Annotated in this window: 36 protein-coding genes; 2 read left to right on the top strand and 34 right to left on the bottom strand. The window is 60.5% G+C overall.

Features of this window, described 5'->3' with window-relative positions:
* Positions 1 to 4 precede the first annotated feature (4 nt).
* From AC22G6_RS03945 to AC22G6_RS03925, 5 genes are all read right to left on the bottom strand, one after another.
* Positions 5 to 448 carry a response regulator gene (locus AC22G6_RS03945; protein ID WP_487365689.1) on the bottom strand — a complete coding sequence of 148 codons (444 nt, stop codon included), beginning with the start codon at positions 446 to 448 and terminating at the stop codon, positions 5 to 7.
* Positions 445 to 2,679 (bottom strand): sensor histidine kinase, encoded by a 2,235-nt coding sequence (locus AC22G6_RS03940; RefSeq protein WP_487365688.1) that lies wholly within the window; start codon positions 2,677 to 2,679, stop codon positions 445 to 447. Before AC22G6_RS03940 ends, AC22G6_RS03945 begins: the two co-directional genes overlap by 4 nt.
* 1 nt (position 2,680) lies before the next feature.
* The gene (locus tag AC22G6_RS03935) at positions 2,681 to 3,643 is read right to left on the bottom strand and encodes an ABC transporter substrate-binding protein (protein ID WP_487365687.1); all 963 of its coding nucleotides are present in this window, start codon (positions 3,641 to 3,643) and stop codon (positions 2,681 to 2,683) included.
* A gap of 68 nt (positions 3,644 to 3,711) precedes the next feature.
* Entirely contained in the window at positions 3,712 to 4,194 is a 483-nt protein-coding gene (gene ssb / locus AC22G6_RS03930) for a single-stranded DNA-binding protein (protein ID WP_487365686.1), read from the bottom strand.
* A gap of 23 nt (positions 4,195 to 4,217) precedes the next feature.
* Complete coding sequence (locus AC22G6_RS03925) at positions 4,218 to 5,426, bottom strand: MFS transporter (protein ID WP_487365685.1); 1,209 nt, start codon at positions 5,424 to 5,426, stop codon at positions 4,218 to 4,220.
* A gap of 92 nt (positions 5,427 to 5,518) precedes the next feature.
* Here AC22G6_RS03925 and uvrA point away from each other — a divergent pair, with 92 nt between their 5' ends.
* Positions 5,519 to 8,341: an excinuclease ABC subunit UvrA gene (gene uvrA / locus AC22G6_RS03920; protein WP_487365684.1), complete on the top strand. Its 2,823-nt coding sequence runs from the start codon at positions 5,519 to 5,521 to the stop codon at positions 8,339 to 8,341.
* A 103-nt stretch (positions 8,342 to 8,444) separates the two neighbouring features.
* Entirely contained in the window at positions 8,445 to 8,744 is a 300-nt protein-coding gene (locus AC22G6_RS03915; RefSeq protein ID WP_487365683.1) for a hypothetical protein, read from the top strand.
* A 15-nt stretch (positions 8,745 to 8,759) separates the two neighbouring features.
* Here the strand turns inward: AC22G6_RS03915 and galE are convergent, their stop codons facing one another.
* The 29 genes from galE to rpsJ form a co-directional block, all read right to left on the bottom strand.
* On the bottom strand, positions 8,760 to 9,782 hold the full coding sequence (galE, locus tag AC22G6_RS03910; RefSeq protein WP_487365682.1) for a UDP-glucose 4-epimerase GalE: 1,023 nt from the start codon (positions 9,780 to 9,782) through the stop codon (positions 8,760 to 8,762).
* 91 nt (positions 9,783 to 9,873) lie between these two features.
* Positions 9,874 to 10,272, bottom strand: a complete 399-nt coding sequence (rplQ, locus tag AC22G6_RS03905) for a 50S ribosomal protein L17 (RefSeq protein ID WP_108949511.1) — start codon at positions 10,270 to 10,272, stop codon at positions 9,874 to 9,876.
* A 27-nt stretch (positions 10,273 to 10,299) separates the two neighbouring features.
* Positions 10,300 to 11,280, bottom strand: coding sequence for a DNA-directed RNA polymerase subunit alpha (locus tag AC22G6_RS03900; protein WP_108951370.1), 981 nt, complete (start codon positions 11,278 to 11,280; stop codon positions 10,300 to 10,302).
* Between the two features lie 35 nt (positions 11,281 to 11,315).
* On the bottom strand, positions 11,316 to 11,945 hold the full coding sequence (rpsD, locus tag AC22G6_RS03895) for a 30S ribosomal protein S4 (RefSeq protein WP_108949512.1): 630 nt from the start codon (positions 11,943 to 11,945) through the stop codon (positions 11,316 to 11,318).
* A gap of 11 nt (positions 11,946 to 11,956) precedes the next feature.
* Entirely contained in the window at positions 11,957 to 12,346 is a 390-nt protein-coding gene (gene rpsK / locus AC22G6_RS03890) for a 30S ribosomal protein S11 (RefSeq protein WP_108949513.1), read from the bottom strand.
* Between the two features lie 12 nt (positions 12,347 to 12,358).
* On the bottom strand, positions 12,359 to 12,721 hold the full coding sequence (gene rpsM, locus AC22G6_RS03885; RefSeq protein WP_108949514.1) for a 30S ribosomal protein S13: 363 nt from the start codon (positions 12,719 to 12,721) through the stop codon (positions 12,359 to 12,361).
* Between the two features lie 53 nt (positions 12,722 to 12,774).
* Positions 12,775 to 12,888: a 50S ribosomal protein L36 gene (gene rpmJ, locus AC22G6_RS03880; RefSeq protein ID WP_011767118.1), complete on the bottom strand. Its 114-nt coding sequence runs from the start codon at positions 12,886 to 12,888 to the stop codon at positions 12,775 to 12,777.
* Positions 12,889 to 13,133: 245 nt separating this feature from the next.
* The gene (secY, locus tag AC22G6_RS03875; protein WP_108949515.1) at positions 13,134 to 14,459 is read right to left on the bottom strand and encodes a preprotein translocase subunit SecY; all 1,326 of its coding nucleotides are present in this window, start codon (positions 14,457 to 14,459) and stop codon (positions 13,134 to 13,136) included.
* Between the two features lie 14 nt (positions 14,460 to 14,473).
* Complete coding sequence (gene rplO / locus AC22G6_RS03870; protein WP_108949516.1) at positions 14,474 to 14,911, bottom strand: 50S ribosomal protein L15; 438 nt, start codon at positions 14,909 to 14,911, stop codon at positions 14,474 to 14,476.
* Between the two features lies 1 nt (position 14,912).
* Positions 14,913 to 15,095: a 50S ribosomal protein L30 gene (gene rpmD, locus AC22G6_RS03865; RefSeq protein ID WP_108949517.1), complete on the bottom strand. Its 183-nt coding sequence runs from the start codon at positions 15,093 to 15,095 to the stop codon at positions 14,913 to 14,915.
* 3 nt (positions 15,096 to 15,098) lie between these two features.
* Positions 15,099 to 15,623 (bottom strand): 30S ribosomal protein S5, encoded by a 525-nt coding sequence (gene rpsE, locus AC22G6_RS03860; protein ID WP_108949518.1) that lies wholly within the window; start codon positions 15,621 to 15,623, stop codon positions 15,099 to 15,101.
* A gap of 12 nt (positions 15,624 to 15,635) precedes the next feature.
* Positions 15,636 to 15,989 carry a 50S ribosomal protein L18 gene (rplR, locus tag AC22G6_RS03855; RefSeq protein ID WP_108949519.1) on the bottom strand — a complete coding sequence of 118 codons (354 nt, stop codon included), beginning with the start codon at positions 15,987 to 15,989 and terminating at the stop codon, positions 15,636 to 15,638.
* A gap of 11 nt (positions 15,990 to 16,000) precedes the next feature.
* The gene (rplF, locus tag AC22G6_RS03850) at positions 16,001 to 16,534 is read right to left on the bottom strand and encodes a 50S ribosomal protein L6 (RefSeq protein WP_108949520.1); all 534 of its coding nucleotides are present in this window, start codon (positions 16,532 to 16,534) and stop codon (positions 16,001 to 16,003) included.
* A gap of 11 nt (positions 16,535 to 16,545) precedes the next feature.
* Positions 16,546 to 16,941, bottom strand: coding sequence for a 30S ribosomal protein S8 (gene rpsH, locus AC22G6_RS03845; protein ID WP_108949521.1), 396 nt, complete (start codon positions 16,939 to 16,941; stop codon positions 16,546 to 16,548).
* A 12-nt stretch (positions 16,942 to 16,953) separates the two neighbouring features.
* On the bottom strand, positions 16,954 to 17,259 hold the full coding sequence (gene rpsN, locus AC22G6_RS03840; RefSeq protein ID WP_108949522.1) for a 30S ribosomal protein S14: 306 nt from the start codon (positions 17,257 to 17,259) through the stop codon (positions 16,954 to 16,956).
* A 7-nt stretch (positions 17,260 to 17,266) separates the two neighbouring features.
* On the bottom strand, positions 17,267 to 17,806 hold the full coding sequence (gene rplE / locus AC22G6_RS03835; protein WP_108949523.1) for a 50S ribosomal protein L5: 540 nt from the start codon (positions 17,804 to 17,806) through the stop codon (positions 17,267 to 17,269).
* 9 nt (positions 17,807 to 17,815) lie between these two features.
* On the bottom strand, positions 17,816 to 18,133 hold the full coding sequence (rplX, locus tag AC22G6_RS03830) for a 50S ribosomal protein L24 (protein ID WP_108949524.1): 318 nt from the start codon (positions 18,131 to 18,133) through the stop codon (positions 17,816 to 17,818).
* 12 nt (positions 18,134 to 18,145) lie between these two features.
* Positions 18,146 to 18,514: a 50S ribosomal protein L14 gene (gene rplN, locus AC22G6_RS03825; protein ID WP_108949525.1), complete on the bottom strand. Its 369-nt coding sequence runs from the start codon at positions 18,512 to 18,514 to the stop codon at positions 18,146 to 18,148.
* 150 nt (positions 18,515 to 18,664) lie between these two features.
* Positions 18,665 to 18,934 carry a 30S ribosomal protein S17 gene (rpsQ, locus tag AC22G6_RS03820; RefSeq protein WP_108949526.1) on the bottom strand — a complete coding sequence of 90 codons (270 nt, stop codon included), beginning with the start codon at positions 18,932 to 18,934 and terminating at the stop codon, positions 18,665 to 18,667.
* Positions 18,934 to 19,125, bottom strand: coding sequence for a 50S ribosomal protein L29 (gene rpmC / locus AC22G6_RS03815; RefSeq protein WP_108949527.1), 192 nt, complete (start codon positions 19,123 to 19,125; stop codon positions 18,934 to 18,936). The genes rpsQ and rpmC overlap by 1 nt, the downstream gene beginning before the upstream one ends.
* The gene (gene rplP / locus AC22G6_RS03810) at positions 19,122 to 19,541 is read right to left on the bottom strand and encodes a 50S ribosomal protein L16 (RefSeq protein ID WP_108951371.1); all 420 of its coding nucleotides are present in this window, start codon (positions 19,539 to 19,541) and stop codon (positions 19,122 to 19,124) included. The genes rpmC and rplP overlap by 4 nt, the downstream gene beginning before the upstream one ends.
* The gene (gene rpsC / locus AC22G6_RS03805) at positions 19,541 to 20,296 is read right to left on the bottom strand and encodes a 30S ribosomal protein S3 (RefSeq protein ID WP_108949528.1); all 756 of its coding nucleotides are present in this window, start codon (positions 20,294 to 20,296) and stop codon (positions 19,541 to 19,543) included. The genes rplP and rpsC overlap by 1 nt, the downstream gene beginning before the upstream one ends.
* A 9-nt stretch (positions 20,297 to 20,305) precedes the next feature.
* The gene (rplV, locus tag AC22G6_RS03800) at positions 20,306 to 20,635 is read right to left on the bottom strand and encodes a 50S ribosomal protein L22 (RefSeq protein WP_108949529.1); all 330 of its coding nucleotides are present in this window, start codon (positions 20,633 to 20,635) and stop codon (positions 20,306 to 20,308) included.
* A gap of 2 nt (positions 20,636 to 20,637) precedes the next feature.
* Complete coding sequence (rpsS, locus tag AC22G6_RS03795) at positions 20,638 to 20,913, bottom strand: 30S ribosomal protein S19 (RefSeq protein ID WP_108949530.1); 276 nt, start codon at positions 20,911 to 20,913, stop codon at positions 20,638 to 20,640.
* A gap of 10 nt (positions 20,914 to 20,923) precedes the next feature.
* Positions 20,924 to 21,751, bottom strand: a complete 828-nt coding sequence (gene rplB / locus AC22G6_RS03790) for a 50S ribosomal protein L2 (protein ID WP_108971394.1) — start codon at positions 21,749 to 21,751, stop codon at positions 20,924 to 20,926.
* 6 nt (positions 21,752 to 21,757) lie between these two features.
* Positions 21,758 to 22,063, bottom strand: a complete 306-nt coding sequence (gene rplW, locus AC22G6_RS03785) for a 50S ribosomal protein L23 (protein ID WP_108949532.1) — start codon at positions 22,061 to 22,063, stop codon at positions 21,758 to 21,760.
* Complete coding sequence (gene rplD / locus AC22G6_RS03780; RefSeq protein ID WP_108949533.1) at positions 22,060 to 22,680, bottom strand: 50S ribosomal protein L4; 621 nt, start codon at positions 22,678 to 22,680, stop codon at positions 22,060 to 22,062. Before rplD ends, rplW begins: the two co-directional genes overlap by 4 nt.
* 14 nt (positions 22,681 to 22,694) lie before the next feature.
* Entirely contained in the window at positions 22,695 to 23,333 is a 639-nt protein-coding gene (gene rplC, locus AC22G6_RS03775; protein WP_108949534.1) for a 50S ribosomal protein L3, read from the bottom strand.
* 114 nt (positions 23,334 to 23,447) lie between these two features.
* A complete protein-coding gene (gene rpsJ / locus AC22G6_RS03770) occupies positions 23,448 to 23,759 on the bottom strand; it encodes a 30S ribosomal protein S10 (protein WP_108949535.1) in 312 nt (103 codons plus the stop codon).
* Between the last annotated feature and the right edge of the window lie 109 nt (positions 23,760 to 23,868).

The raw sequence follows: 23,868 nt of genomic DNA, 5'->3' as shown, positions 1-23,868 counted from the left end.
GTCCTTAGGACAATGAATGGACCGGCTTGTTGAGCACACACCAGTACAGCTCGATCTGGGCAGCCACGCTCGCGAAACTGTCGAAATCGACCGGCTTCATGATGTATGAGTTGGCGCCCAGCTCATATGCCGTCTTGATGTCGCGATCCTCGTCCGAGGTTGTCAGCACCACGACGGGCATGCCGCACGCAGCCTTGCACGCCTTGAACTGGCGCAACACCTCGAGACCGCTGACCTTGGGCAAGTTGAGGTCGAGCAGAACGACGAGCGGAAGCGGCTTGCCCGCCTCCCACCCCGGCAGAAGATCGAGCGCTTCCTGTCCGTCGCGTGCAACCTGAATGGGGTTGAGGAGGTGACGGCGCTTGAAGGCGCGCAGCGTGAGATCGAGATCGGCCGGGTTGTCCTCGATCAGCAGAATCGGCCTCGTGGTCGGCAACGGATCGTTCATCGCGGCAACTCAAGATGGAAGCTCGCTCCCTCGCCAGGTGCGCTCTCGGCCCACACCCGCCCGCCCATGCGCTGCATCGCCTTCCGCACGATCGCCAGGCCGACGCCGGTGCCGGAATACTCTTCCGCGCGCTGAAGCCGCTGAAAAATGTCAAAAATGCGATCGTGGAACTTCATGTCGAATCCTATGCCGTTGTCGCGTACGAACAGGTGGCACCAGTCGCCCTCTGCACGTGCAACGATGCGAATCGTCGCTGGTCGGGCCTTACGTGAATACTTGAGTGCATTACCCACCAGATTGCGCAGAACCTGCGCCAGACCGTCAGGGTCCACTTCGACGGAAATATCAGAAACATCAACATCGATATGCACCTGGTTTTCGTCGATCTCCGCTGCATGTTCCGCGAGTATGCCACGCAGAACAGTGGCAAGGTTGACCCTGGTGCGCTGCAGACTGCGTCGCTCCATCCGCGAATAGGCGAGCAGATCGTCGATCAGCCGGGCCATCTGCTTGACGCCGGCACGGATATTCCCGATGAACAACCGCCCCTCCTCATCCAGACGATCCACATGGTCCTCAAGCAGCAGGTGGCTGTACCCGTCGATCCCGCGCAGCGGAGCCTTTAGATCATGCGCAACCGAATAGGCGAAGGTTTCAAGCTCGTCGTTGAGTGCGGCAAGTTCGTTCGTGCGCTGTTCAACGCGCAACTCCAGATCGGCATTCAGTTGCCGGATCCGGGCTTCCGCAGTCTTGCGCTCGGTCACGTCCAGCAGGGTTCCTAGGACGACCGTTCCTTCCTCATGAGGGATGCCGGTCCCGTAGACCTCCGCCAGAAACTCCGAACCGTCGTGCCGCTTCGCGCGCAGCACATAGTGCGCCCGGTCGGTATTGCCCGCCTCCCTGAGTCGCAACTGCCCCTCAACCAGCGGCAGATCAGCCGGCTGTACCAGCGCGCTGACCGGCACGCCCACAATGCTCTCCGTGGTGTAACCGAACCATTCGGCAAGCTGCGGATTGCCGTACAGCATCCGCCCATCGTGGATCAGAAAGACCCCCACGAGTGCATGTTCGACCAGACTACGAAAGCGCTCTTCACTCGCCGCCACGGCAGCAGACGCGGTCTTCTCCTGCTGGAGATCGTAGCAACTGCCGATAAAGCCAAGAAAGGCGTCGTCAGTGCCGAACAAGGGCTCACCGTGGTCCGAGAGCCAGTGATAGGTCCCGTCATGAAAGTGCAGCCGATACTCGGTCACGAAGGCCTCCCGCCTGGCGACTGCGTCGGAATACACCTTCCGACAGCCTGCGACATCGTCGGGGTGCACACCTTGAAACCATCCTTCGCCGAGCTCCTGCACGACTTCCCGACCGGTAAACGCCTGCCACGCGCGATTGACGTAACTTCGGCGGCCGTCAGCCCCAGCCCGCCAAGTGGGGTTGGGCATGCATTCAAGCAGGCGAACGTGGAAGTCGCGGGAATCGAGCACCTCGCGCATGAGGTCGGCCAGCGCCGTACCCAGTTGCCCCAGTTCATCCGCGCCCGAAACCGGCTCGGGCAAGGTTCCGCCACGCGCCTGCGACCGGGCATACACCAGCAGGCGCTCGATGCGGTTGGTCAGCAACACGCTGACCATGACCCAAATGGCCGCCGACAACAGCAGAATGGGGAGCAACACGATCACGCTCTGCCTTGCTGCGTGATACAAGGCCGCGCGCAGGTGGGGGGCGGTATCGATCAACAGGCTCACGTATGCGGTCTGGCGTGCCCTGATACCGCCGGCGGGAGACGGCAACCGGACCGGAAACACGCCCCACATCTGCTGCGCATCGCGGTCATCCAGGATCTGCGCGCCGAGCGTGCTGCGTGCAGTCTCGACAATTCGGTCCGGCGCTGCCTCGAAGCCGAACCGGGCAAGGTCCTGATCGCGCATGCCCGGATGGCTTCCGGACAGCACGCGCCCCGTGCCGCCGACCAGCGCCGCATAGGTGAGGTTTGGAAGGGTGATCTGTTGCGCCAGAAGGTGATCGACAAAGCCATCGTCCCCCTCGCGCATCGCCGCTTCAAGGTTCGCTGCCAGCGTCACCCCGGTATGGCGTACCAGCGCCTCAAGCTGCGAGCGCGCCTCGTCCGAATGCGTCTGGACGATGAAGGAGAACTGGGCGAGCGCCACCAACAGACCGAAGAAGAGCAGGATGAACAGCAGCAGGTGACGCAACGGCCGTTGCGACGCCATGTCAGACGGCCTCGACCAGGTCTGCGACCAGCATGCCCTTGAGCACGGGCTCCCCCTCGAGCAGGCCGAGGGACTTCATTCTGCTGCTCATGGTCACGAGCACCTGCGCCAGTCCCGCGTCGGCACCGCCAAGCAAGCGGCGATTCTCCTCGGGACCCGGGAGATGGATCAGCCCGAGTGCCGCCCGCAGCGCCGCCTCGTCCAGAGACAGCCTTGCACCGAGTCGCTCGGCAGCAGCAGCCGGGTCGGCAAGGAGCGCCAGTCGTGCCTCGAAATGCGCAGACACGGCCGCCTGCAGATCGGCGCGGCGCGTTCGCAGCACGTCTTCGCGCACAACCAGAACATCGACGATTTCGCCGGGAATTTCACGCGATGAGAACAGCTCGCTGGCGCCAGCTTCCAGCAGGCGGGAACGGACCGGTTCGAAGGTCACCAGGGCATCGACCTGCCCTGACGCAAAAGCCGACTCGTGCCGGTCAAGCGGCATCGAAACGATCTCGACACTGTGCAGCGGCAGACTGACGCGCTCCAGCGCCCGGCCAATCAGATAGGCGCCCAGCGCCTCGGTTTCGACCCCGACCCGACGCCCCTCGAGTTGATCAAGCGCCGAAATCCCGGGGCGCGCCACGATGACGTCGGCGCCATCGGAAACGTCGAAAACCAGCACGATGCGCAAGGGCTGCCGGCTTGCAGCCAGCGCAAGCGCCTCGTCCAGCGTGAGTCCTGCTGCATCGATCGTTCCGTTGCGGAAAGCCGAGAGCACCATCGACGAGTTCGGAAAATCGAGTACGCGCAGGCGCTCCGGGCTGATCAGACCGCTCGCTTCGGCCAGCCTCAGCGGCGCATAGCCTGGCCACGCATTGGCACCGAAGCGCAGCGGCTCAGACGGGGGGGAGCAGGCCGTCAAGACCTTGCCCGCGCCCGCACACACCAGCAGCGACTGAAGGAACCGACGTCGGATCATCCCCACCCCATACTGCGTTGCGCCGGGGGCGCGCCCTGGCGCCCCGTCCCTGAACGCTCAGACCCGTTTTAGAAGGGAATATCGTCGTCAAAGTCCCCGAACCCGCCTTTTGCCGGCTTGGCGGCGGGCGCCGGTGCGGGCTGACGGTTGGGTGCGGCTGCGGGCGCATCGTATCCGCCGCTGTCTCCGCCACGCATCGGCGCCTCGCCACCGCCTTCACGGCGGCCGAGCATCTTCATCTCGTCGCCACGGATTTCGGTGGTGTACCGATCCTGGCCTTCCTTGTCCTGCCACTTGCGCGTCTGCAGCCGACCTTCCACATAGATCTGACTGCCCTTGCGCAGGTATTGCGCAGCCACTTCGGCCACGCGCCCGAAGAACACCACGCGATGCCATTCGGTGGCTTCACGACGCTCACCCGACGCCTTGTCCTTCCAGGTCTCGGTGGTCGCCACGGTCAGGTTGGTGATCGCGTCGCCGCTGGGTGCATAACGGGTCTCCGGGTCCTTGCCCAGGTTTCCGATCAGAATGACTTTATTCAGGGATGCCATCCCGTTCTCCTATGAGTAGTGTGTCAACCCCGGACCGGCGAGGGAACCGCGCGGACCGGAGGGGGGGTCATGCTTAGCGAAACCGCCAGCCAGATCAGGGCGAGCACGCCACACGCCAGGCTGACGCCGCCCGCACCCAGGCGCTGCCCCAGCCATCCGCCGAGCAGACCGCCGGCAAACAGCCCGATGGACTGCAAGGTGTTGTAGACGCCAAGCGCAGTGCCTTTCGCGGCAGGCGGCGCGATACGTGAAATCCACGACGGCTGGGTTGCCTCGAGGACGTTGAAAGCCACAAAGAACAGCGTCAGCCAGAACGCAATCGAGAGCAGGCCATCGCTCCAGAAATACAGTCCGAACTGAACGATTGCAAGCAAAAGCACCGCGCCGTTGAATACCGGCTTGAGCCGGTTGTGACGCTCGGCAATGATGATCGCCGGCACCATCACGACGAAGGAGAGCAGCACGGCCGGCAGATAGACCTTCCAGTGCTCTGCAAGCGCCAGGCCACCATGTGCCACCAGCGCCGCCGGGACCATGACCCACATCGTGGTCTGAATCAGGTGCAGCGCGAATACGCCGAAATTCAGTCGCATCAACTGCCCGTTGCGCAGGATGTCCATGAAGCTGCCTGCATTGGCACGTGGCACCGGTGGCGCGGCCGGCACCACCCACACCACGACGCCCATGGCGACAAACGCAAGCACGGCCGTCAGCCAGAAGATGCCACTCATGCCGATCACCGAATACAGCAACGGCGCAGCAACCATCGAGGCCGCAAAGACCAGCCCGATGCTTGAGCCGATCATTGCCATCACCTTGGTGCGGTGCTGATCACGGGTCAGGTCAGCCGCGAGGGCTGTGACTGCCGCCGAAATCGCTCCGGCCCCCTGCAGCACGCGCCCGACGATGACCATGTAGATATCGCCCGCCATGGCTGCGATCGCGCTGCCGAGCACGAACAGCACCAAGCCGAACAGAATCACCGGCTTGCGGCCGAACCGGTCCGAGGCCGCACCAAAGGCGATCTGCAGCAGCGCCTGCGTCGCGCCGTAGGCGCCAATCGCCAGACCCACCAGGGTGAGGTCGTCGCCGCCCGGGATCGTGCGCGCATGCACCGCGAACACGGGCAGGATCAGGAACAGCCCCAGCATGCGCAGCGCAAAGATGGACGCAAGGCTGATCCCGGCTCGACGCTCGGCGGGCGTCATCGGATCACGTAGGGGTGGGGACATGCTGGACGCGGCGAAAAAGAAGGTGATTCTAACATTGGCCCGGAGCGGCTTCTCTCTTATAGTTTTGTGTTCCCCCTCGCGCAGCCACGCTCATGGACGAAATCCGCATCCGCGGTGCCCGCACCCACAATCTTAAGAACATCAGCCTCGATCTGCCGCGAAACCGGCTGACGGTCATTACCGGTCTGTCGGGGTCGGGCAAGTCCTCTCTCGCCTTTGACACGCTGTACGCAGAAGGGCAGCGGCGCTATGTGGAGTCGCTGTCGGCCTACGCCCGTCAGTTTCTGCAGCTGATGGAGAAGCCCGATGTAGACCTGATCGAAGGACTGTCTCCGGCCATCTCGATCGAGCAGAAAGCCACCAGCCACAATCCACGCTCGACAGTCGGCACCGTCACCGAGATTCATGACTATCTGCGTCTCCTGTATGCACGCGCAGGGACGCCTCATTGCCCCGACCACCCCGAGCACGCCCTCGAGGCCCAGAGCGTGGCGCAAATGGTCGACCATGTGCTCGCCCTGCCGGCGGAAACCCGGCTGATGATTCTTGCCCCTGTCGTTACCGGACGGAAGGGCGAACAGCATGACCTGTTTTCCGAGCTCCGCGCCCAGGGCTTCGTCCGCGTGCGGGTCGACGGCGAGATACATGAACTCGACAGCATGCCGCCGCTGGAAAAGGGCAAGCGCCACACGGTGGAGGTCGTCATCGATCGCTTCAAGGTGCGTCCCGATCTTCGAGGCCGCATTGCCGAGTCCTTCGAAACCGCCCTCACCCACGCCGACGGCCGAGCGATTGCAGTCGAGATGGACTCACAGGCGGAACACCTGTTCTCGGCCCGCTTCGCCTGCCCCGTGTGCAGCTACGCACTTGGCGAGCTGGAACCGCGACTGTTCTCCTTCAACAATCCCGCGGGCGCCTGCCCGAAGTGCGATGGCCTGGGCCAGGTGGACTTCTTCGACCCCCAGCGCGTCGTCGCCCATCCTGAACTCTCGCTCGCGTCCGGGGCCATCCGGGGCTGGGACCGCCGTAACCAGTTTTACTTCCAGATGCTCTCCAGCCTGTCGAACCACTACGCGTTCGACATCGAGGCGCCCTTTGAGACCCTGCCAGCCGAAATTCGCGAGATCATTCTGAGCGGATCGGGCCGCGAGAAAATCGCCTTTGTGTATCTCGCGGACAATGGTCGCATGGTGGTGAAGGAACACCCCTTTGAGGGCATCGTCCCCAACCTTGAGCGCCGCCTTCGTGAAACCGACTCGGCCGCCGTACGCGAGGAACTGCTCAAGTTCCGCAGCACCCGCCCCTGCCCAAGCTGCGAAGGCACCCGGCTGCGTTCCGACGCACGCCACGTGCTGATCGGTGGCAGTGCCCTGCCTGCAGTGAGCCGCTTGCCGCTCGCCGAGTGCAAGACCTTCTTCGAGCACCTGAAGCTCGAGGGCCATCGCGCCCGAATCGCCGAAAAGATCGTCAAGGAAATTGCCGATCGGCTCAGCTTTCTGACCAATGTCGGACTCGACTACCTGTCCCTGGATCGCGCGGCCGACACGCTGTCGGGCGGAGAGGCGCAGCGCATCCGCCTGGCGAGCCAGATCGGCTCGGGCCTGACCGGCGTGATGTATGTGCTCGACGAACCCTCGATCGGGCTTCACCAGCGTGACAACGACCGCTTGCTGGAGACCCTCCGCCGGCTGCGCGACCTCGGCAATACCGTCATCGTGGTCGAACATGACGAGGACGCCATTCGCAGCGCCGACCACCTCGTCGACATGGGCCCGGGCGCAGGCGAGCACGGGGGCTACATCATCGCCAGCGGCAAGCCCGAAGAGGTCATTGCCTGCGAAGCCTCGGTGACCGGCGCCTATCTGTCAGGCCGGAGACGCATTGCCATCCCGACCAGGCGTACGCCAGCGGACGCATCCCGCATGGCTCACCTGCGTGGCGCCAGCGGAAACAACCTCAGGGATGTCGATCTTGCCCTGCCGGTGGGCCTGTTCACCTGCGTCACCGGCGTGTCGGGGTCTGGAAAGTCAACCCTGATCAACGACACTCTCGCCGCTGCCGCAGCCCAGCAGCTTTACCGCTCGAACACCGAACCCGCTCCGTATGTCGCCCTTGAGGGGCTGAACGCATTCGACAAGGTCATCACCGTCGACCAGTCGCCGATCGGACGCACGCCGCGCTCGAATCCGGCCACCTACACCGGCTTGATGACGCCGATCCGCGAGCTTTTCGCCGGCGTCCCGGAGGCACGTGCTCGCGGATACGGCCCGGGAAGATTCTCGTTCAACGTAAAGGGCGGGCGCTGCGAGGCATGCCAGGGAGACGGCATGATCAAGGTTGAGATGCACTTCCTGCCCGACATGTACGTCCCGTGCGACACCTGCCACGGCAAGCGCTACAACCGCGAAACGCTCGAGATCCGCTACAAGGGCAAGACAATTTACGAAGTGCTCGAGATGACAGTCGAACAGGGCTTCGACTTCTTCCGCCCGGTGCCGGCGGTCGCACGCAAACTGGAGACCCTTAGCGAAGTCGGCCTGGGCTATATCCGTCTGGGCCAGAGCGCGACCACGCTCTCCGGCGGCGAGGCCCAGCGCGTCAAACTCGCGCTCGAACTCTCGAAGCGCGACACCGGCCGCACCCTTTACATCCTCGACGAACCCACGACCGGGCTCCACTTCCAGGACATCGAACTCCTGCTCAAGGTGCTGCATCGTCTGCGCGACCATGGCAACACCATCGTCGTCATTGAACACAACCTCGACGTCATCAAGACCGCGGACTGGGTGATCGACATGGGTCCCGAGGGTGGCAATGGCGGCGGGACCATCGTATGCGCCGGCCCACCCGAAGAGATCGCCAGCTGCGTCACGAGTTACACCGGTCGCTACCTGGCAAAGGTACTGACGCCATAGGCGCCGCCGACACCTGTGCTTACATTCGACCGGCCACCGATGCTTGCACTGCTACCTTAGTCGTATAAGGATAGTGCGATCGACAACATGATCGGGGTACGCAATGACCGAGCCGGACAGCACCGCCAGAACGCAGTACGCGCAGCGTGTCGAACGACGCATGCGTTTTCTGAAGACCTTGAAGGACGCCGGACTCGGCCTCTATCTTCCGGCCGACGAACAGGCGCGAAAGCACAGCTTTGATCAGCTCGCACGCATGACGGCACGGCAGCGGGAGTTGTCCGAGCTCAGCGCCGATGACCTGGCGCGGGCTGCAGAGGCCTTTCGCACCCACATCGACGCCATGCAGGGGGTACTGCCTCACGATGTGCAATACAAGAACCGTATCCGCCGCAACTGGTAGCGCGGCAACAGGCGTTCAAGCCTGGCGATAGCCGTCCGGATTCCCCTGCTGCCAGCGCCACGCATCCTCGCACATCGTGTCGAGGTCACGCTCGGCACGCCAACCGAGCACCTGCTCGGCCAGCGTAGGATCGGCCCAGCACTCCGCCACATCGCCGTCCCTGCGCGGCACGATGCGGAACGGCACCGGGCAGCCCGAGGCCTTCTCAAACGCAAGCACGACCTCAAGCACGCTGTAGCCGCGACCCGTGCCGAGGTTGATTGCCGACAGCGACGGCAAGGAGTCGAAGCGCTCCACCGCGCTCACATGACCGCGCGCCAGATCCACCACATGGATATAGTCCCGAACACCCGTACCATCGCGCGTGGGATAGTCGTTCCCGAACACCTGCAACTCGCCAAGTTTGCCCACCGCGACCTGGCTCACGTACGGCATCAGGTTATTGGGGATACCGCTCGGATCTTCGCCAATCTGCCCACTCTCGTCAGCACCGACCGGATTGAAGTAGCGCAGCAGCACCACTTTCCAGTCGGGGTCGGCCGCAGCGAGGTCGGTCAGAATCTCTTCGCTCATCAGCTTGGTGCGGCCATACGGATTGGTCGCCTGCGTCGGGAAGGACTCAGTGATCGGCACCGTGACCGGATCACCATATACCGTCGCCGATGAACTGAAGACGATGCGCTTGACACCGAATTCGCCCATCACTTCCAGCAGCGAAAACAGGCCACCCAGATTGTTGTCGTAGTACGCGAGCGGGATCCGCATCGACTCGCCAACCGCCTTCTTTGCCGCGAAATGAATGACCGCCGTGACGGGGTATTCCGAGAACACTTTCCTGAGCGCATCACGATTGCGCACGTCCGCTTCGATAACCGCCCGGAACTTCCTGCCGGCAAGCGCTTCCACACGCGTCAAGGCCAGCGGCGACGCGTTCGAGTAATCGTCGACCACCACCACTTCATGCCCCCCCCGGAGCAAGGCCAGGCAGGTGTGCGAGCCGATATAGCCGGCTCCGCCCGTCACAAGAATCACGCTCATCCGCAACCTCCGCGCAGCAAGTAAGAGACGAAAAAAAAGGCCGGGTATCCCCGACCTTTTTTATACCAAGCGAATCTTACAAAGATCCAGCTCAGGCAGCAACTGCTTCTTCTTCAACCACGACGTCCGTTTCCGGACGATCGAGCAGCTCGACGAAAGCCATCGGTGCATTGTCGCCATCACGGAAACCGCACTTCAGGATGCGAAGGTAGCCGCCGTTACGCGATGCGTAACGAGGACCCAGCGCGTCAAACAGCTTGACAACCATTTCGCGGTCGCGCAGGCGATCGAACGCCAGACGACGATTTGCCAGGCTCGGCTTCTTGCCCAGCGTGATCATCGGCTCGACGACTCGACGCAGTTCCTTCGCCTTCGGGAGCGTCGTCTTGATTACTTCATGGCGCAGCAGAGCGTTAGCCATGTTACGGAACATCGCCTGACGATGGCTGCTGGTCCGGTTCAGCTTGCGAAGACCATTACGGTGACGCATATTAATTCCTCACTTCACTGATACCGATTAACCGAGCTTCTCGAGCCCAGCCGGCGGCCAGTTTTCCAGTTTCATCCCCAGGGTCAGCCCACGAGTGGCCAACACTTCCTTGATCTCATTCAGCGACTTGCGGCCGAGGTTCGGCGTCTTGAGCAACTCGGTTTCGGTACGCTGGATCAGATCACCGATGTAATAGATGTTCTCGGCCTTGAGACAATTGGCCGAACGCACCGTCAACTCGAGATCATCAACCGGGCGCAACAACACCGGGTCAATCGTCACTTCAGGCTTCACGACATCGGTAACCGGCGTGCCTTCGAGGTCGGCAAACACCGACAGCTGATCCATCAGCACGCGAGCCGCATAACGGATCGCCTCTTCCGGATCAACAGCACCGTTGGTCTCGATATCGATAACCAGTCTGTCCAGATCGGTACGCTGTTCCACACGAGCGCTTTCGACCAGGTAGCTCACGCGCCGAACAGGACTGAAGGAGGCATCGAGAACGATGCGTCCGATAGTCTTGCTCTCGCCATTCGCCGGTCGGCTCGTGCCAGGAACATAACCGCGGCCTTCCTCGATCTTGATCTGCATATCGAGGTTGCCACCGGGTGCCAGATGCGCAATCACATGCCCCGGGTTGATGATATCGACGTCATGTCCGGTTTCGATATCGGCGGCAGTCACCAAGCCTTCACCCGACTTGACGAGACGAAGAGTCGTCTCGCTGCGGTTGTGGAGTTTGAACACCACACCCTTCAGGTTGAGCAGGAGATCGACGATATCTTCACGCATGCCATCCAGCGTCGAGTACTCGTGCAGGACGCCTTCGATCGTCACTTCCGTCGCTGCGTGCCCCGGCAGCGAGGAAAGGAGGATGCGCCGCAGCGCATTCCCCAGGGTATGGCCAAACCCGCGCTCGAACGGCTCCATCGTCACTCTCGCCTGGACGGGCGAGATGCTCTGGACGTCGATGATGCGCGGTTTCAGCAGTGCATTGCTTTGCATCAACATTTCCTCGGAACTAGAAGCTCGACTCCCAATTAGCGGGAGTACAGTTCCACAACCAGACCTTCGTTGATTGTGGGCGGCAGTTCGCTACGCTGCGGGTAGGCCTTGAAGACACCCTTACCAGCCTTGGCATCCATCTCGATCCACTCGGGAAATCCGCGGGACTCAGCTGCTTCAAGCGCAGCCTTGACACGCAGATGACCACGAACGCGCTCAACGAGTTCGACCACGTCGCCCGGCTTGACCAGGTACGACGGGATGTTCACACGCTTGCCATTCACGAGGACGCCGTTGTGACGAACAACCTGGCGCGATTCAGCACGCGAACCACCGAAGCCCATGCGATAGGCGACGGAGTCGAGACGACCTTCGAGCAGCTGCAGCAGGTTTTCACCCGTCTGACCGCGACGACGATCGGCTTCGGAATAAACACGGCGGAACTGCGCTTCGAGCACGCCGTAAAGACGACGGATCTTCTGCTTTTCGCGAAGTTGTACGCCATAGCCGGAAAGACGCTGACCGGAACGCTGACCATGCTGGCCGGGCGCATAGGCACGACGCTCGATGGCGCATTTATCGGTGAAGCACTTCTCAGCCTTCAGGAACAGTTTTTCACCCTCGCGACGGCACTGACGGCACTTCGGGTCGAGATTACGAGCCACGTTTCAACTCCTTAGATACGGCGCTTTTTGGGCGGACGGCAGCCGTTGTGCGGGATCGGCGTGATATCGGTGATGCTGGAGATCTTGATCCCCAGTGCATTCAACGCACGAACCGCAGACTCACGCCCTGGGCCGGGGCCCTTGATGCGCACTTCAAGATTCTTGATGCCGCATTCCAGCGCCACTTTGCCAGCCGCTTCGCCTGCGACCTGAGCAGCAAACGGCGTGCTCTTGCGCGAACCCTTGAAGCCAGCGCCGCCTGAGGTTGCCCATGAAAGAGCATTGCCTTGACGGTCGGTGATCGTAATGATCGTGTTATTGAAGCTCGCGTGAACGTGCACGATACCTTCAGCGACGTTCTTCTTGATCTTCTTACGGACCTTTGTTGCAGTCTTAGCCATAATTAAATCCTATCACTTCTTGCCAGCGATCGACTTGCGCGGGCCCTTGCGGGTACGAGCATTGGTCTTGGTGCGCTGACCGCGACACGGCAAACCACGACGGTGACGGACACCACGGTAGCAACCCAGGTCCATCAGACGCTTGATGTTCATGGTGACTTCGCGACGCAGGTCGCCTTCTACCACAAACCGAGCCACTTCATCGCGCAGCTTCTCCATGTCCGACTCCGTAAGGTCCTTGACCTTGACGTTGCGGGCAATAGCAGCAGCATCGCAAATCTTTTGAGCACGCGAACGGCCGATCCCATAGACAGCGGTCAGCGCGATCTCGGCATGCTTGTGGTTGGGAATGTTTACCCCAGCAATACGGGCCATTCGTTTACCCCAAAACGCTAAACATTAAATTTTAATACCTAGGACTGACAAGATCAACCCTGGCGCTGCTTGTGTCGCGGATCGGTGCAGATAACGCGCACCACACCCTTGCGACGGATGATCTTGCAATTGCGGCAGATCCTCTTTACTGAAGCCTGAACTCTCATGCTTTGCTCCTGTTTCTAATATCTTCTACATGGTCCGGAACACGATCCGACCCTTTGGCCGGGTCACTCGGCGTCAGCTGGACCGCTACCTGTTCTTGCGAAAGACAGCAGGCAATCGAGCCTCCCGCTTCCGAAGATGCGCTCGCGCAACCTGGGGTCGCATTCGAGCCTGACTCTGGCCGCCATCCCGGAGGGCCTTGGAGCCCTACCGGAATCTTGATCACACCACTCGCCGTTGCCGGCGATCACCTCATCGGGAGACCTGCTCCCTTGAAGTTCGCCTTCTTCAACAGGCTTTCGTACTGGTGCGACATGACGTACGCCTGAACCTGTGCCATGAAGTCCATCGTTACGACCACGATGATCAGCAGCGAGGTCCCGCCGAAATAGAACGGTACGTTCCACTTCAGAATCAGAAACTCGGGCAACAGGCAGACCAGCGTGATATACACCGCACCGGCCAACGTAAGACGCATCAGAATCTTGTCGATATAGCGCGCCGTCTGATCGCCCGGACGGATTCCAGGGACAAAAGCACCGCTCTTCTTCAGGTTATCTGCAGTTTCGCGGGCGTTGAACACCAGAGCCGTATAGAAAAAGCAGAAAAACACGATCGCAACTGCGTACAACATGACATAGATCGGCTGCCCGGGAGCGAGCGTAGATGAAATGTCACGCAACCACGTCATGCCCTCTGACGCACCGAACCACTGCCCCAGCGTTGCCGGGAACAGGATGATACTCGAGGCGAAAATCGGCGGAATCACGCCCGACATGTTCAGCTTCAGCGGAAGATGGGAGCTCTGCCCACCGTACACCTTGTTGCCGACCTGACGCTTTGCGTAATTCACCAGGATCTTTCGTTGTCCTCGTTCGACAAAGACCACAAACCCTGTCACCACCACTACCAGCACACAGATCAGCAACGCAGTGAAAGGATGCATCGCACCGGTACGAACCAGTTCGAACAACCCGCCAATCGCGCTAGGCAAACCTGCAGCAATACCGGCAAAGATGATGATGGAAATGCCGTTGCCAATGCCACGCTCGGTGATCTGCTCTCCCAGCCACATCAGGAACATCGTTCCCGTGACCAGAGTCGCTACGCTCACCAGCCGGAACGTCAGTCCCGGATCGAGCACCAGCCCGGCCTGCCCTTCGAGCGCCATTGCAATCCCAAGGGACTGCGCTAATGCCAGCACCAGGGTACCGTAACGCGTGTACTGGGTGATCTTGCGCCGGCCAGCCTCACCTTCCTTCTTCAGGGCCTCGAAGTGAGGCACTGCCACCGTCATCAACTGCATGATGATGGACGCGGAAATGTAAGGCATGATCCCCAGCGCGAAGATCGTGAAGCGCGACAGCGCCCCGCCAGAAAAAAGGTTGAAGACCCCAAGGATTCCGCCGGCTTGCGACTGGAACAACTCCGCAAGCCGTTCGGGATCGATTCCGGGAACGGGAATGTGAGCGCCGAGGCGATAAACAATCAAGGCACCGAGCAAAAACAGCAGTCGGTTCTTGAGATCGCCAAAACGCCCGGGATTCCCTACCGCGGCAGCTGGTTTGGCCACAATCGTACCTTTGCTTACTCAGCCGAGACGGAACCGCCGGCGGCCTCGATGGCAGCGCGTGCGCCACGAGTAGCACCAACGCCCCGAAGGATCACTTTCTTGCTGATTTCGCCCGACAGAACAACCTTTGCCGAAAGCGAGTCAGCCGGAACGATTCCAGCCTGCATCAATACCAGCAGATCCACTTCCTCGACCGGCAGAGCAGCCAGTTCGGACAGGCGGACTTCAGCATTGCGAGCACGCGTCAGCGAGACAAAGCCACGCTTCGGCAGGCGGCGCTGCAGGGGCATCTGACCGCCCTCGAAGCCAACCTTGTGGAAACCGCCGGCACGGGACTTCTGTCCCTTGTGACCACGGCCGCAGGTCTTGCCCAGGCCGCTACCGATACCACGACCTACGCGCTTGGCTGCAGACTTCGAGCCAGCGCCCGGTTTAATCGTATTCAGGCGCATATCAAGCCTCGTACTTAACCAGATAGGACACCTTGTTGATCATGCCGCGAACTTCCGGCGTATCGATCAACTCGACGCAGTGGTTCAGGCGACGAAGGCCCAGACCACGAACCGTCGCGCGGTGCGATTGCTTGGTTCCGATCACGCTTTTCACAAGCGTGACCTTGATTTTCTTGTCGGTCATCGCTTACCCCAGAATCTCTTCGACGGTCTTGCCGCGCTTGGCTGCAATCTCCGACGGGGTGTTGATCGCCATCAGCCCGTTGATCGTGGCACGCACCACGTTGTACGGGTTGGTCGAACCGATGCACTTGCAGATGATGTCGGTAACGCCCATCACCTCGAACACAGCGCGCATCGGACCACCGGCAATGATGCCGGTACCGCCAGGAGCCGGCTGCATGAGCACCGAGGCGGCGCCGTGCTTGCCGATCACGGTATGCTGAAGCGTACCGTTCTTGAGCGACACCTTAGCCAGCTTGCGACGGGCTTCGTCCATCGCCTTCTGAACTGCCACCGGAACTTCACGGGACTTGCCCTTGCCCATACCGATGCCGCCATCGCCATCGCCCACCACGGTCAGTGCAGCGAAGCCGAGAATACGGCCACCCTTCACAACCTTGGTAACGCGATTGATCGCGACCATCTTTTCGCGCATGCCGTCGTCGCGCTCCTCGGAGGCTTGCGGGCGCTTGGTTTGCTGCTTAGCCATTCGAATCCTCGCTTAGAACTTAAGGCCGCCTTCGCGGGCAGCCTCAGCCAACGTCTTGACGCGGCCGTGATAGAGGAAGCCCGAGCGGTCAAACGCAACCGTCTCGATCCCGGCAGCCTTGGCGCGCTCGGCAATCAACTTGCCGACCACTGCAGCTGCTTGTTTGTTGCCGCCATTGGCAAGCTCGGCACGAACCGCAGGTTCGACGGTGGAGGCAGCCGCGAGTACGCGGGAGCCGCAGCCGGAAATCACCTGGGCATACATGTGCGCATTGGAACGGAACACGGTGAGGCGCACCGCCTTGAGCTCCGCGAGCTTGGCGCGAGTTTTACGCGCACGGCGAAGACGAGTTTCTTTTCTGTTCATGACGAACCGCCTTACTTCTTCTTGGTTTCCTTGAGCACAACCACTTCGTCCGAATAACGGACGCCCTTGCCCTTGTAGGGTTCGGGAGCGCGGTATGCCCGCACCTCGGCCGCGACCTGACCGACTTGCTGCTTGTCGATACCCTTGATCACGATCTCGGTTTGAGTGGGAGTTTCAGCCTTCACGCCGGCGGGCAACTGGTGCACGACGGGGTGGGAGAAACCCAGCGAGAGATTCAACTTGTCGCCCTGAGCCTGCGCGCGATAACCAACGCCGACCAGGTTGAGCTTGCGCTCGAAGCCCTTCGTCACGCCGGTAACCATGTTGTTCACCAACGAACGCACGGTTCCGGACATGGCGCCAGCATTGACGACACCTTCGCGCGCCTTGCACACGAGGTTGTCGCCATCGCGCTCGACCGTCACTGCCGAGCTGAGCGCCTGGCGGATGACACCGAGCGGCCCCTTGACCGCGATTTCGGCTGCCGAGATCGTAACCTCGACACCACTCGGAATCGCGACCGGATTCTTAGCTACACGAGACATGAAATCCCCCTTTAGGCCACGAGGCAGATGACTTCACCGCCAACCCGGCTGGAGCGGGCTGCACGATCGGTCATCACACCACGGGGCGTCGACACGATGGCGACACCCAGACCATTCATCACGCGCGGCAGATCTTCGCTACCCTTGTACACGCGGAGGCCGGGACGGCTGACGCGGTCAATGCGCTCGATAACCGGACGACCGGCGTAATACTTCAGCGCAACTTCAAGTTGCGCCTTGCCGTCTGCGTCATGCACGACGTAACCGTCGATATAGCCTTCGTCCTGAAGAACCTTGGCGATTGCGACCTTAAGCTTCGACGAGGGCATGCTCACGTTCGCTTTCTGGGCCTGCTGCCCATTGCGAATACGCGTCAGCATGTCGGCGATCGGATCGGACATACTCATCTTCTATTCTCCTTACCAGCTCGCCTTGGTCATGCCGGGCACTTCACCGCGGAAAGCAATTTCACGCAGCTTGTTACGACACAGACCAAACTTGCGGAAAACGCCACGCGGACGACCCGTCAGAGCGCAGCGGTTACGACCACGCGAAGGACTCGAATTGCGCGGCAGCTGCTGCAGCGCGAGACGAGCGGACATGCGCTCTTCTTCCGGCAGCTTCATATCGTTGATCTGTGCGTTGAGCGCAGCACGCTTGGCGGCGTACTTCTCCACCGTCTTGCGGCGCTTTTCTTCACGATTGATCAGAGCCAGTTTCGCCATATCACCCTCAATTCTTGAACGGGAACTTGAATGCACCCAGCAGCGCACGCGCTTCCTGGTCATTCTTAGCCGTCGTCGTGATGCTGATGTTCATCCCGCGCAGCGCGTCGATCTTGTCGTACTCGATTTCCGGGAAGATGATCTGCTCTTTGACACCGAGGTTGTAGTTGCCGCGGCCATCAAAGCCCTTGGCAGCGATACCACGGAAGTCACGAACGCGCGGCAACGCGATGGTCACCAGTCGATCGAGGAATTCGTACATCTTCGGACCGCGCAGAGTGACCATGCAGCCAATCGGATAGCCGTCACGAATCTTGAAGCCGGCAATCGATTTGCGAGCTTTCGTCGCTACCGGCTTCTGACCAGCAATCTTGGTCATGTCGCCGATTGCGTGCTCGAGCACTTTCTTGTCACCAACAGCTTCACCCACACCCATGTTCAGGGTGATCTTAGTGATGCGCGGCACTTCCATGACGGACTTGTAGCCAAACTGCTTGAGCAGCTCGGGCACTACAGCGTCCTTATAAACTTGTTGCAAGCGAGCCATTGTCACTCCTTACGCATCCACCAGCTCGCCATTCGACTTGAAGAAGCGTGCCTTGCGGCCGTCCTCAAGCACCTTAATCCCGACGCGGTCAGCTTTCTGCGACGCGGGATTGAACAGCGCGATGTTCGAAACATGGATCGGCATTTCTTTCTCGACAATGCCACCGACCTCACCCTTGAGGGGATTCGGGCGAACATGCTTCTTCACCCGATTCACACCCTCAACCACCAGACGCTCGTCATCTACACGACGGAGCACCGAGCCACGGCGCCCACGGTCTTTACCCGTCAGCACCACAACTTCATCACCCTTGCGGATCTTGTTCATCTCATCGACTCCTCAGAGCACTTCGGGCGCCAGCGAGACGATCTTCATGAACCGCTCGGAGCGCAGCTCACGCGTCACGGGCCCAAAGATACGGGTGCCGATGGGCTCGAGCTTGTTATTCAAAAGCACAGCAGCATTGTTGTCGAACTTGACCAGGGAGCCATCCGGACGACGGACACCCTTGGCGGTACGCACAACAACCGCGTTGTATACATCACCCTTCTTGACACGACCACGGGGTGCAGCATCCTTGACGGTGACCTTGATAATGTCACCGATGCCGGCATAACGACGTCTTGAACCGCCGAGTACCTTGATGCACATCACCGAGCGCGCGCCAGTGTTGTCGGCTACATCGAGCCTGGACTGCATTTGAATCATGAATTTATCTCCAACTTATCCCGCAGCGCGGTCAGTATTGGAACCCGTCAGGGTAGGATGCCCCGACGAATCCCGGAGCAAGATTTGAAAGTATAACAGCTTGGCACCGGAGCGCCAAGCTGTTCTTGCAAAAATTGCAAACCAACCTGATCAGATCACACGTGCCTTTTCGAGCACTTGCGTTACACGCCAGGTTTTGGTCCGCGACATCGGACGACACTCTTCGATTTCGACGAGGTCACCCTGCGTTGCAGCGCCATTTTCAACATGCGCGTGGTACTTGGCAGAACGGGTAATGATCTTGCCGTACAGCGGGTGCTTGACCCGGCGCTCGACCAGAACGGTTACCGTCTTGTCCATCTTGTCGCTCACGACACGCCCAACGAGGGCGCGGCGAACCTTTTCTGCTTGCTCGCTCATTATGCACCCGCCTTTTCGCGAAGGAGCGTACGGACACGCGCGATGTCGCGACGCACCTTACCCATTTGGCTCGTGTTGCCAAGCTGCTGTGTTGCAAGTTGCATGCGCAGGGAAAACTGCGCTTTCAACAGCTCGAGCAACTCCTGGTTCAATTCATCTGCGCTCTTGGCGCGGAGTTCACTCGCTTTCATGCTTGCCCCAACTGACGGGTCACAAATACGGTCTCAAGCGGAAGCTTGGCGGCGGCAAGCCGGAAAGCTTCACGCGCGAGCGCTTCGTCAACACCATCCATTTCGTAGAGCACCTTGCCCGGCTGAATCTCTGCGACCCAGTACTCGGGATTGCCCTTACCGTTACCCATTCGAACTTCAGCCGGCTTACGCGAAATCGGCTTGTCCGGGAAAATGCGGATCCAGATCCGGCCACCACGCTTGATGTGACGCGTCATTGCACGACGCGCCGCTTCAATCTGACGAGCGGTCAGGCGACCACGCCCGACTGCCTTCAGACCGAAGTCACCGAAGCTGACCTTGGCACCACGGGTGGCAACACCCGTGTTGCGGCCTTTCTGCTCCTTACGATACTTTCTTCTCGACGGCTGCAGCATCATTCACTCCTGCTATCTTCGCGGCGAGCGGGACGACGACCCGGACGGCCTTCACCATCACGGGGCGCGCCACGGCGGCCACGGCGGTTATCGGCTTCGGGTTCTGCGACCACCGGCTGCTCGTTGCGACCAAGCATCTCGCCCTTGTAAACCCAGACCTTGATACCGATGATGCCGTACGTGGTCTTGGCTTCGGAAACACCGTAATCGATGTTTGCACGCAGGGTGTGCAGCGGCACACGACCTTCACGGTACCACTCGGTACGCGCGATCTCGGCGCCGTTCAGACGACCGGCACTCATGATCTTGATGCCCTGGGCACCAAGGCGCATTGCATTCTGCATCGCACGCTTCATGGCGCGACGGAACATGATGCGCTTCTCGAGCTGCTGAGCGATCGAATCGGCGATCAGCTTGGCATCAATCTCGGGCTTGCGAACTTCTTCGATGTTCACATGCACCGGCACGCCGACGATCTGCTGCAGATCGCGCTTGAGTGCTTCGATGTCTTCGCCCTTCTTGCCGATGACCACACCGGGACGCGCGCTGTACAGCGTGATGCGCGCATTCTTGGCGGGACGCTCGATGACCACACGCGCAACGGACGCGTGCGAAAGGCGCTTCTTCAGGTAATCCCGAACCTTCAGATCTTCCTGAAGCATTTTCGAGAAGTCCTGGCTCGATGCGTACCAGCGGGAAGTCCAGTCACGCGTAACGGCGAGGCGGAATCCGGTGGGATGTATTTTCTGACCCATATATCCTCCTTACTCGCCGACGGTCACGTAAATGTGGCAGGTAGGCTTGGAAATACGATTTCCGCGCCCTTTCGCACGCGCCGTGAAGCGCTTGAGGGTGGTGCCCTCTTCCACATGAATCGTTTTGACCTTCAGCGCATCGATATCGGCGCCGTCATTGTGCTCGGCGTTCGCGATTGCCGATTCGACAACCTTGCGAATGATCTTTGCGCCCTTCTTCGGCGAAAAAGCCAGGACATTCAGAGCCTGATCAACGGAACGACCGCGAACCAGATCGGCCACGAGGCGGCCTTTCTGCGCTGAGAGGCGCACACCACGGAGAATTGCTTTGGTTTCCATGATTACCTCTTAGCCTTCTTGCTCGCAGCGTGGCCCTTGAAGGTACGCGTCAGAGCAAACTCGCCCAGCTTGTGGCCGACCATGTTCTCGGACACGTAGACCGGGATGTGCTGACGACCGTTGTGGACTGCAATCGTCAGGCCGACAAAGTCGGGCAGGACGGTGGAACGACGCGACCAGGTCTTGACCGGACGCTTATCGTTGCTCGCCCGTGCGGCGTCGACCTTCTTCAGAAGGTGCGCGTCGATGAACGGGCCTTTCTTAATAGAACGTGCCATCTGTTACCCCTTAACGCTTGTGACGACGCTGCACGATCATCGTGTCGGTACGCTTGTTGCTGCGGGTACGGTAACCCTTAGCAGGCGTGCCCCACGGGCTGACCGAAACGCGACCTTCGCCGGTACGACCTTCACCACCACCATGCGGGTGATCCACCGGGTTCATGGCAACACCACGAACCGTCGGGCGGATACCACGCCAGCGGTTTGCACCAGCCTTGCCGATCTTGCGCAGGCTGTGCTCTTCGTTACCGACTTCGCCGATCGTGGCACGACATTCGACGTGAACACGACGAATCTCGCCCGAGCGCAGACGCAACTGAGCGTAAACGCCCTCACGCGCCAGCAACTGAACCGACGTACCAGCAGCGCGCGCCATCTGCGCACCCTTGCCAGGCATCATTTCCACACAGTGAATGGTGGAACCGACCGGAATGTTCCGGATCGGCAGCGCGTTACCGGCCTTGATCGGAGCTTCGACGCCACTCACGACCTGCTGGCCAACGACCACACCACGCGGAGCGATGATGTAACGACGCTCGCCATCGGCGTAGCACAGCAGTGCGATGTTTGCCGAACGGTTCGGGTCGTACTCGATGCGCTCAACCTTGGCAACGACGCCGTCCTTGTTGCGACGGAAATCGATGACGCGGTAGTGCTGCTTGTGCCCACCACCCTGGTGACGCACCGTGATGCGCCCTGTGTTGTTACGACCGGCCTTGCTGCTCTTCTTCTCGAGCAGACCGTCGAAAGGACGGCCCTTGTAGAGGTCGGCGTTGACCACCTTGACCATCGAACGACGGCCGGCGGAGGTAGGCTTGAGTTTTACCAGTGCCATAATTGATTACTCCCCAGCCGCAAAGTTGATTTCCTGGCCGGGCTTGAGGCAAACGAAGGCCTTCTTCCAGTCTTTGCGACGGCCGACGGTGCGACCCGAACGCTTGACCTTGCCCTTGACATTCAGGACCTGAACCGACTCAACCTGCACCTTGAACAGCAGCTCAACAGCCGCCTTCACTTCGGGCTTGGTTGCGTCAGACGCGACCTTGAACACCACCTGCTCGTTCTTGTCGGCGACATAGGTCGCCTTTTCGGAGATCTGAGGGGCGAGCAACACCTGCAGCAGACGTTCCTGAGTAATAGCGCTCATTGCCACGATTCCTCCATCTTTGCCAGCGCACCCTTGGTGACCAGCACCTTCGGGAAACGCACCAGCGAAACCGGATCGGCCTCGTGAACGTCGAGCACCAGCACCTGATTCAGGTTGCGCGAGGACAAGAACAGGTTCTCGTCCAGGCCATCGGTGATCACCAGCACGGAGTCCAGACCCATACCCTTGAGCTTCTGAACCAGCATGCGGGTCTTCGGCGCCTCAACGCTGAAATCCTCGACCACAGCAAGACGGTCTTCGCGAGCCAGCTGCGAGAGAATCGCGGCAACACCGGCGCGATACATCTTGCGGTTGACCTTCTGCGAGAAGTTCTCGTCGGGCGAGTTCGGGAAGATCTTGCCGCCGCCACGCCAGAGCGGGCTGGACGCCATACCGGCACGAGCGTTACCCGTACCTTTCTGACGGAAAGGCTTGCGCGTCGATTTGTTAACCTCGGCACGACCCTTCTGGGCACGATTACCCGAACGTGCATTCGCCTGATAGGCGGTCACGAGCTGGTGAATCAGCGCTTCGTTGTATTCACGGCCAAACAGCACGTCAGACGCCTGCAGCGTCGACGCAGCCTGACCCTGATCATTCAATAGTTTCAGTTCCATTGCGTAATCGCCCCTCAAGCCTTGACCGCGGGACGAACGACTACGTCGCCACCCTTGGAGCCCGGCACCGCGCCCTTGATCAGGAGCAGTTGACGTTCGACATCAACACGCACGATCTCGAGACCTTGCGTGGTGCGCTGAACGTTGCCGTATTGACCAGCCATGCGCTTACCAGGAAACACACGACCCGGGTCCTGCGCCATACCGATCGAACCCGGCGAATTGTGCGACACGGAGTTACCGTGCGACGCGCGGTTCGATGCGAAGTTGTGACGCTTCTGAACACCGGAGAAACCCTTACCGATGGTGACACCCGTCACGTCGACCTTCTGGCCAACAGCGAACAGATCAGCACCGACGGCGTCACCAGCCTTGAAGCCGGAGACTTGCTCGGCATCAACGCGGAACTCGCGCAGAATGCGGCAGGGCTCGACACCCGCCTTGGCGAGATGCCCGGCGAGCGATTTCACGACGCGACTGGCGCGACGCTTACCTACAGCGACCTGGACCGCGGCATAGCCGTCGGTTTCAGGCGTCTTGATCTGGGACACACGGTTGTCGGACACGTCAAGCACCGTCACCGGGATGGTCCTGCCATCCTCAGCAAAGATGCGAGTCATGCCGACCTTGCGCCCTACAAGGCCTAGACTCATTTTTTTCTCCTGATTCCCGGTTTCGATTGACCGGGGGTCGAACAAATAAATTGCACCAAAAGGCACAAGGGCCGGATTATACCGGCCCTATCGAAATAAATGCAAGCGCGTTTATTACTGCAGCTTGATCTCTACATCCACACCAGCCGGCAGATCCAGCTTCATCAGTGCATCAACCGTCTTGTCGGTCGGATCCACGATGTCCATCAGGCGCTGGTGAGTACGGATTTCCATCTGGTCGCGCGACGCCTTGTTGACGTGCGGCGAGCGCAGCAAGTCAAAACGCTCGATACGCGTCGGCAGCGGCACGGGGCCACGGACGACAGCGCCGGTGCGCTTGGCGGTATCAACGATTTCGAGTGCCGACTGATCGATCAGGCGGTAGTCGAAAGCTTTCAGGCGGATGCGGATTTTCTGGCTTTGCATGATTTTGTTCCCAAAGAGCGAATGCGCGGAGCCCTGTGGCCCCGCGCAGTTTTGATGTTACTCGATGATCTTGGCGACGACACCGGCGCCAACAGTACGGCCACCTTCG

The sequence above is a fragment of the Parazoarcus sp. PS-13 R2A genome (genome assembly GCF_057621855.1).
This window is presented reverse-complemented; position numbering and strand designations above follow the sequence as displayed.

Coding starts and splice junctions, on each gene's coding strand:
- AC22G6_RS03945 (WP_487365689.1), bottom strand. CDS start 448: ATGAACGATCCGTTGCCGACCACGAGGCCGATTCTGCTGATCGAGGAC.
- AC22G6_RS03940 (WP_487365688.1), bottom strand. CDS start 2,679: ATGGCGTCGCAACGGCCGTTGCGTCACCTGCTGCTGTTCATCCTGCTC.
- AC22G6_RS03935 (WP_487365687.1), bottom strand. CDS start 3,643: ATGATCCGACGTCGGTTCCTTCAGTCGCTGCTGGTGTGTGCGGGCGCG.
- ssb (WP_487365686.1), bottom strand. CDS start 4,194: ATGGCATCCCTGAATAAAGTCATTCTGATCGGAAACCTGGGCAAGGAC.
- AC22G6_RS03925 (WP_487365685.1), bottom strand. CDS start 5,426: ATGTCCCCACCCCTACGTGATCCGATGACGCCCGCCGAGCGTCGAGCC.
- uvrA (WP_487365684.1), top strand. CDS start 5,519: ATGGACGAAATCCGCATCCGCGGTGCCCGCACCCACAATCTTAAGAAC.
- AC22G6_RS03915 (WP_487365683.1), top strand. CDS start 8,445: ATGACCGAGCCGGACAGCACCGCCAGAACGCAGTACGCGCAGCGTGTC.
- galE (WP_487365682.1), bottom strand. CDS start 9,782: ATGAGCGTGATTCTTGTGACGGGCGGAGCCGGCTATATCGGCTCGCAC.
- rplQ (WP_108949511.1), bottom strand. CDS start 10,272: ATGCGTCACCGTAATGGTCTTCGCAAGCTGAACCGGACCAGCAGCCAT.
- AC22G6_RS03900 (WP_108951370.1), bottom strand. CDS start 11,280: ATGCAAAGCAATGCACTGCTGAAACCGCGCATCATCGACGTCCAGAGC.
- rpsK (WP_108949513.1), bottom strand. CDS start 12,346: ATGGCTAAGACTGCAACAAAGGTCCGTAAGAAGATCAAGAAGAACGTC.
- rpsM (WP_108949514.1), bottom strand. CDS start 12,721: ATGGCCCGTATTGCTGGGGTAAACATTCCCAACCACAAGCATGCCGAG.
- rpmJ (WP_011767118.1), bottom strand. CDS start 12,888: ATGAGAGTTCAGGCTTCAGTAAAGAGGATCTGCCGCAATTGCAAGATC.
- rplO (WP_108949516.1), bottom strand. CDS start 14,911: ATGCGCCTGAATACGATTAAACCGGGCGCTGGCTCGAAGTCTGCAGCC.
- rpmD (WP_108949517.1), bottom strand. CDS start 15,095: ATGACCGACAAGAAAATCAAGGTCACGCTTGTGAAAAGCGTGATCGGA.
- rpsE (WP_108949518.1), bottom strand. CDS start 15,623: ATGGCTAAGCAGCAAACCAAGCGCCCGCAAGCCTCCGAGGAGCGCGAC.
- rplR (WP_108949519.1), bottom strand. CDS start 15,989: ATGAACAGAAAAGAAACTCGTCTTCGCCGTGCGCGTAAAACTCGCGCC.
- rplF (WP_108949520.1), bottom strand. CDS start 16,534: ATGTCTCGTGTAGCTAAGAATCCGGTCGCGATTCCGAGTGGTGTCGAG.
- rpsH (WP_108949521.1), bottom strand. CDS start 16,941: ATGAGTATGTCCGATCCGATCGCCGACATGCTGACGCGTATTCGCAAT.
- rpsN (WP_108949522.1), bottom strand. CDS start 17,259: ATGGCGAAACTGGCTCTGATCAATCGTGAAGAAAAGCGCCGCAAGACG.
- rplE (WP_108949523.1), bottom strand. CDS start 17,806: ATGGCTCGCTTGCAACAAGTTTATAAGGACGCTGTAGTGCCCGAGCTG.
- rplX (WP_108949524.1), bottom strand. CDS start 18,133: ATGAACAAGATCCGCAAGGGTGATGAAGTTGTGGTGCTGACGGGTAAA.
- rplN (WP_108949525.1), bottom strand. CDS start 18,514: ATGATTCAAATGCAGTCCAGGCTCGATGTAGCCGACAACACTGGCGCG.
- rpsQ (WP_108949526.1), bottom strand. CDS start 18,934: ATGAGCGAGCAAGCAGAAAAGGTTCGCCGCGCCCTCGTTGGGCGTGTC.
- rpmC (WP_108949527.1), bottom strand. CDS start 19,125: ATGAAAGCGAGTGAACTCCGCGCCAAGAGCGCAGATGAATTGAACCAG.
- rplP (WP_108951371.1), bottom strand. CDS start 19,541: ATGCTGCAGCCGTCGAGAAGAAAGTATCGTAAGGAGCAGAAAGGCCGC.
- rpsC (WP_108949528.1), bottom strand. CDS start 20,296: ATGGGTCAGAAAATACATCCCACCGGATTCCGCCTCGCCGTTACGCGT.
- rplV (WP_108949529.1), bottom strand. CDS start 20,635: ATGGAAACCAAAGCAATTCTCCGTGGTGTGCGCCTCTCAGCGCAGAAA.
- rpsS (WP_108949530.1), bottom strand. CDS start 20,913: ATGGCACGTTCTATTAAGAAAGGCCCGTTCATCGACGCGCACCTTCTG.
- rplB (WP_108971394.1), bottom strand. CDS start 21,751: ATGGCACTGGTAAAACTCAAGCCTACCTCCGCCGGCCGTCGTTCGATG.
- rplW (WP_108949532.1), bottom strand. CDS start 22,063: ATGAGCGCTATTACTCAGGAACGTCTGCTGCAGGTGTTGCTCGCCCCT.
- rplD (WP_108949533.1), bottom strand. CDS start 22,680: ATGGAACTGAAACTATTGAATGATCAGGGTCAGGCTGCGTCGACGCTG.
- rplC (WP_108949534.1), bottom strand. CDS start 23,333: ATGAGTCTAGGCCTTGTAGGGCGCAAGGTCGGCATGACTCGCATCTTT.
- rpsJ (WP_108949535.1), bottom strand. CDS start 23,759: ATGCAAAGCCAGAAAATCCGCATCCGCCTGAAAGCTTTCGACTACCGC.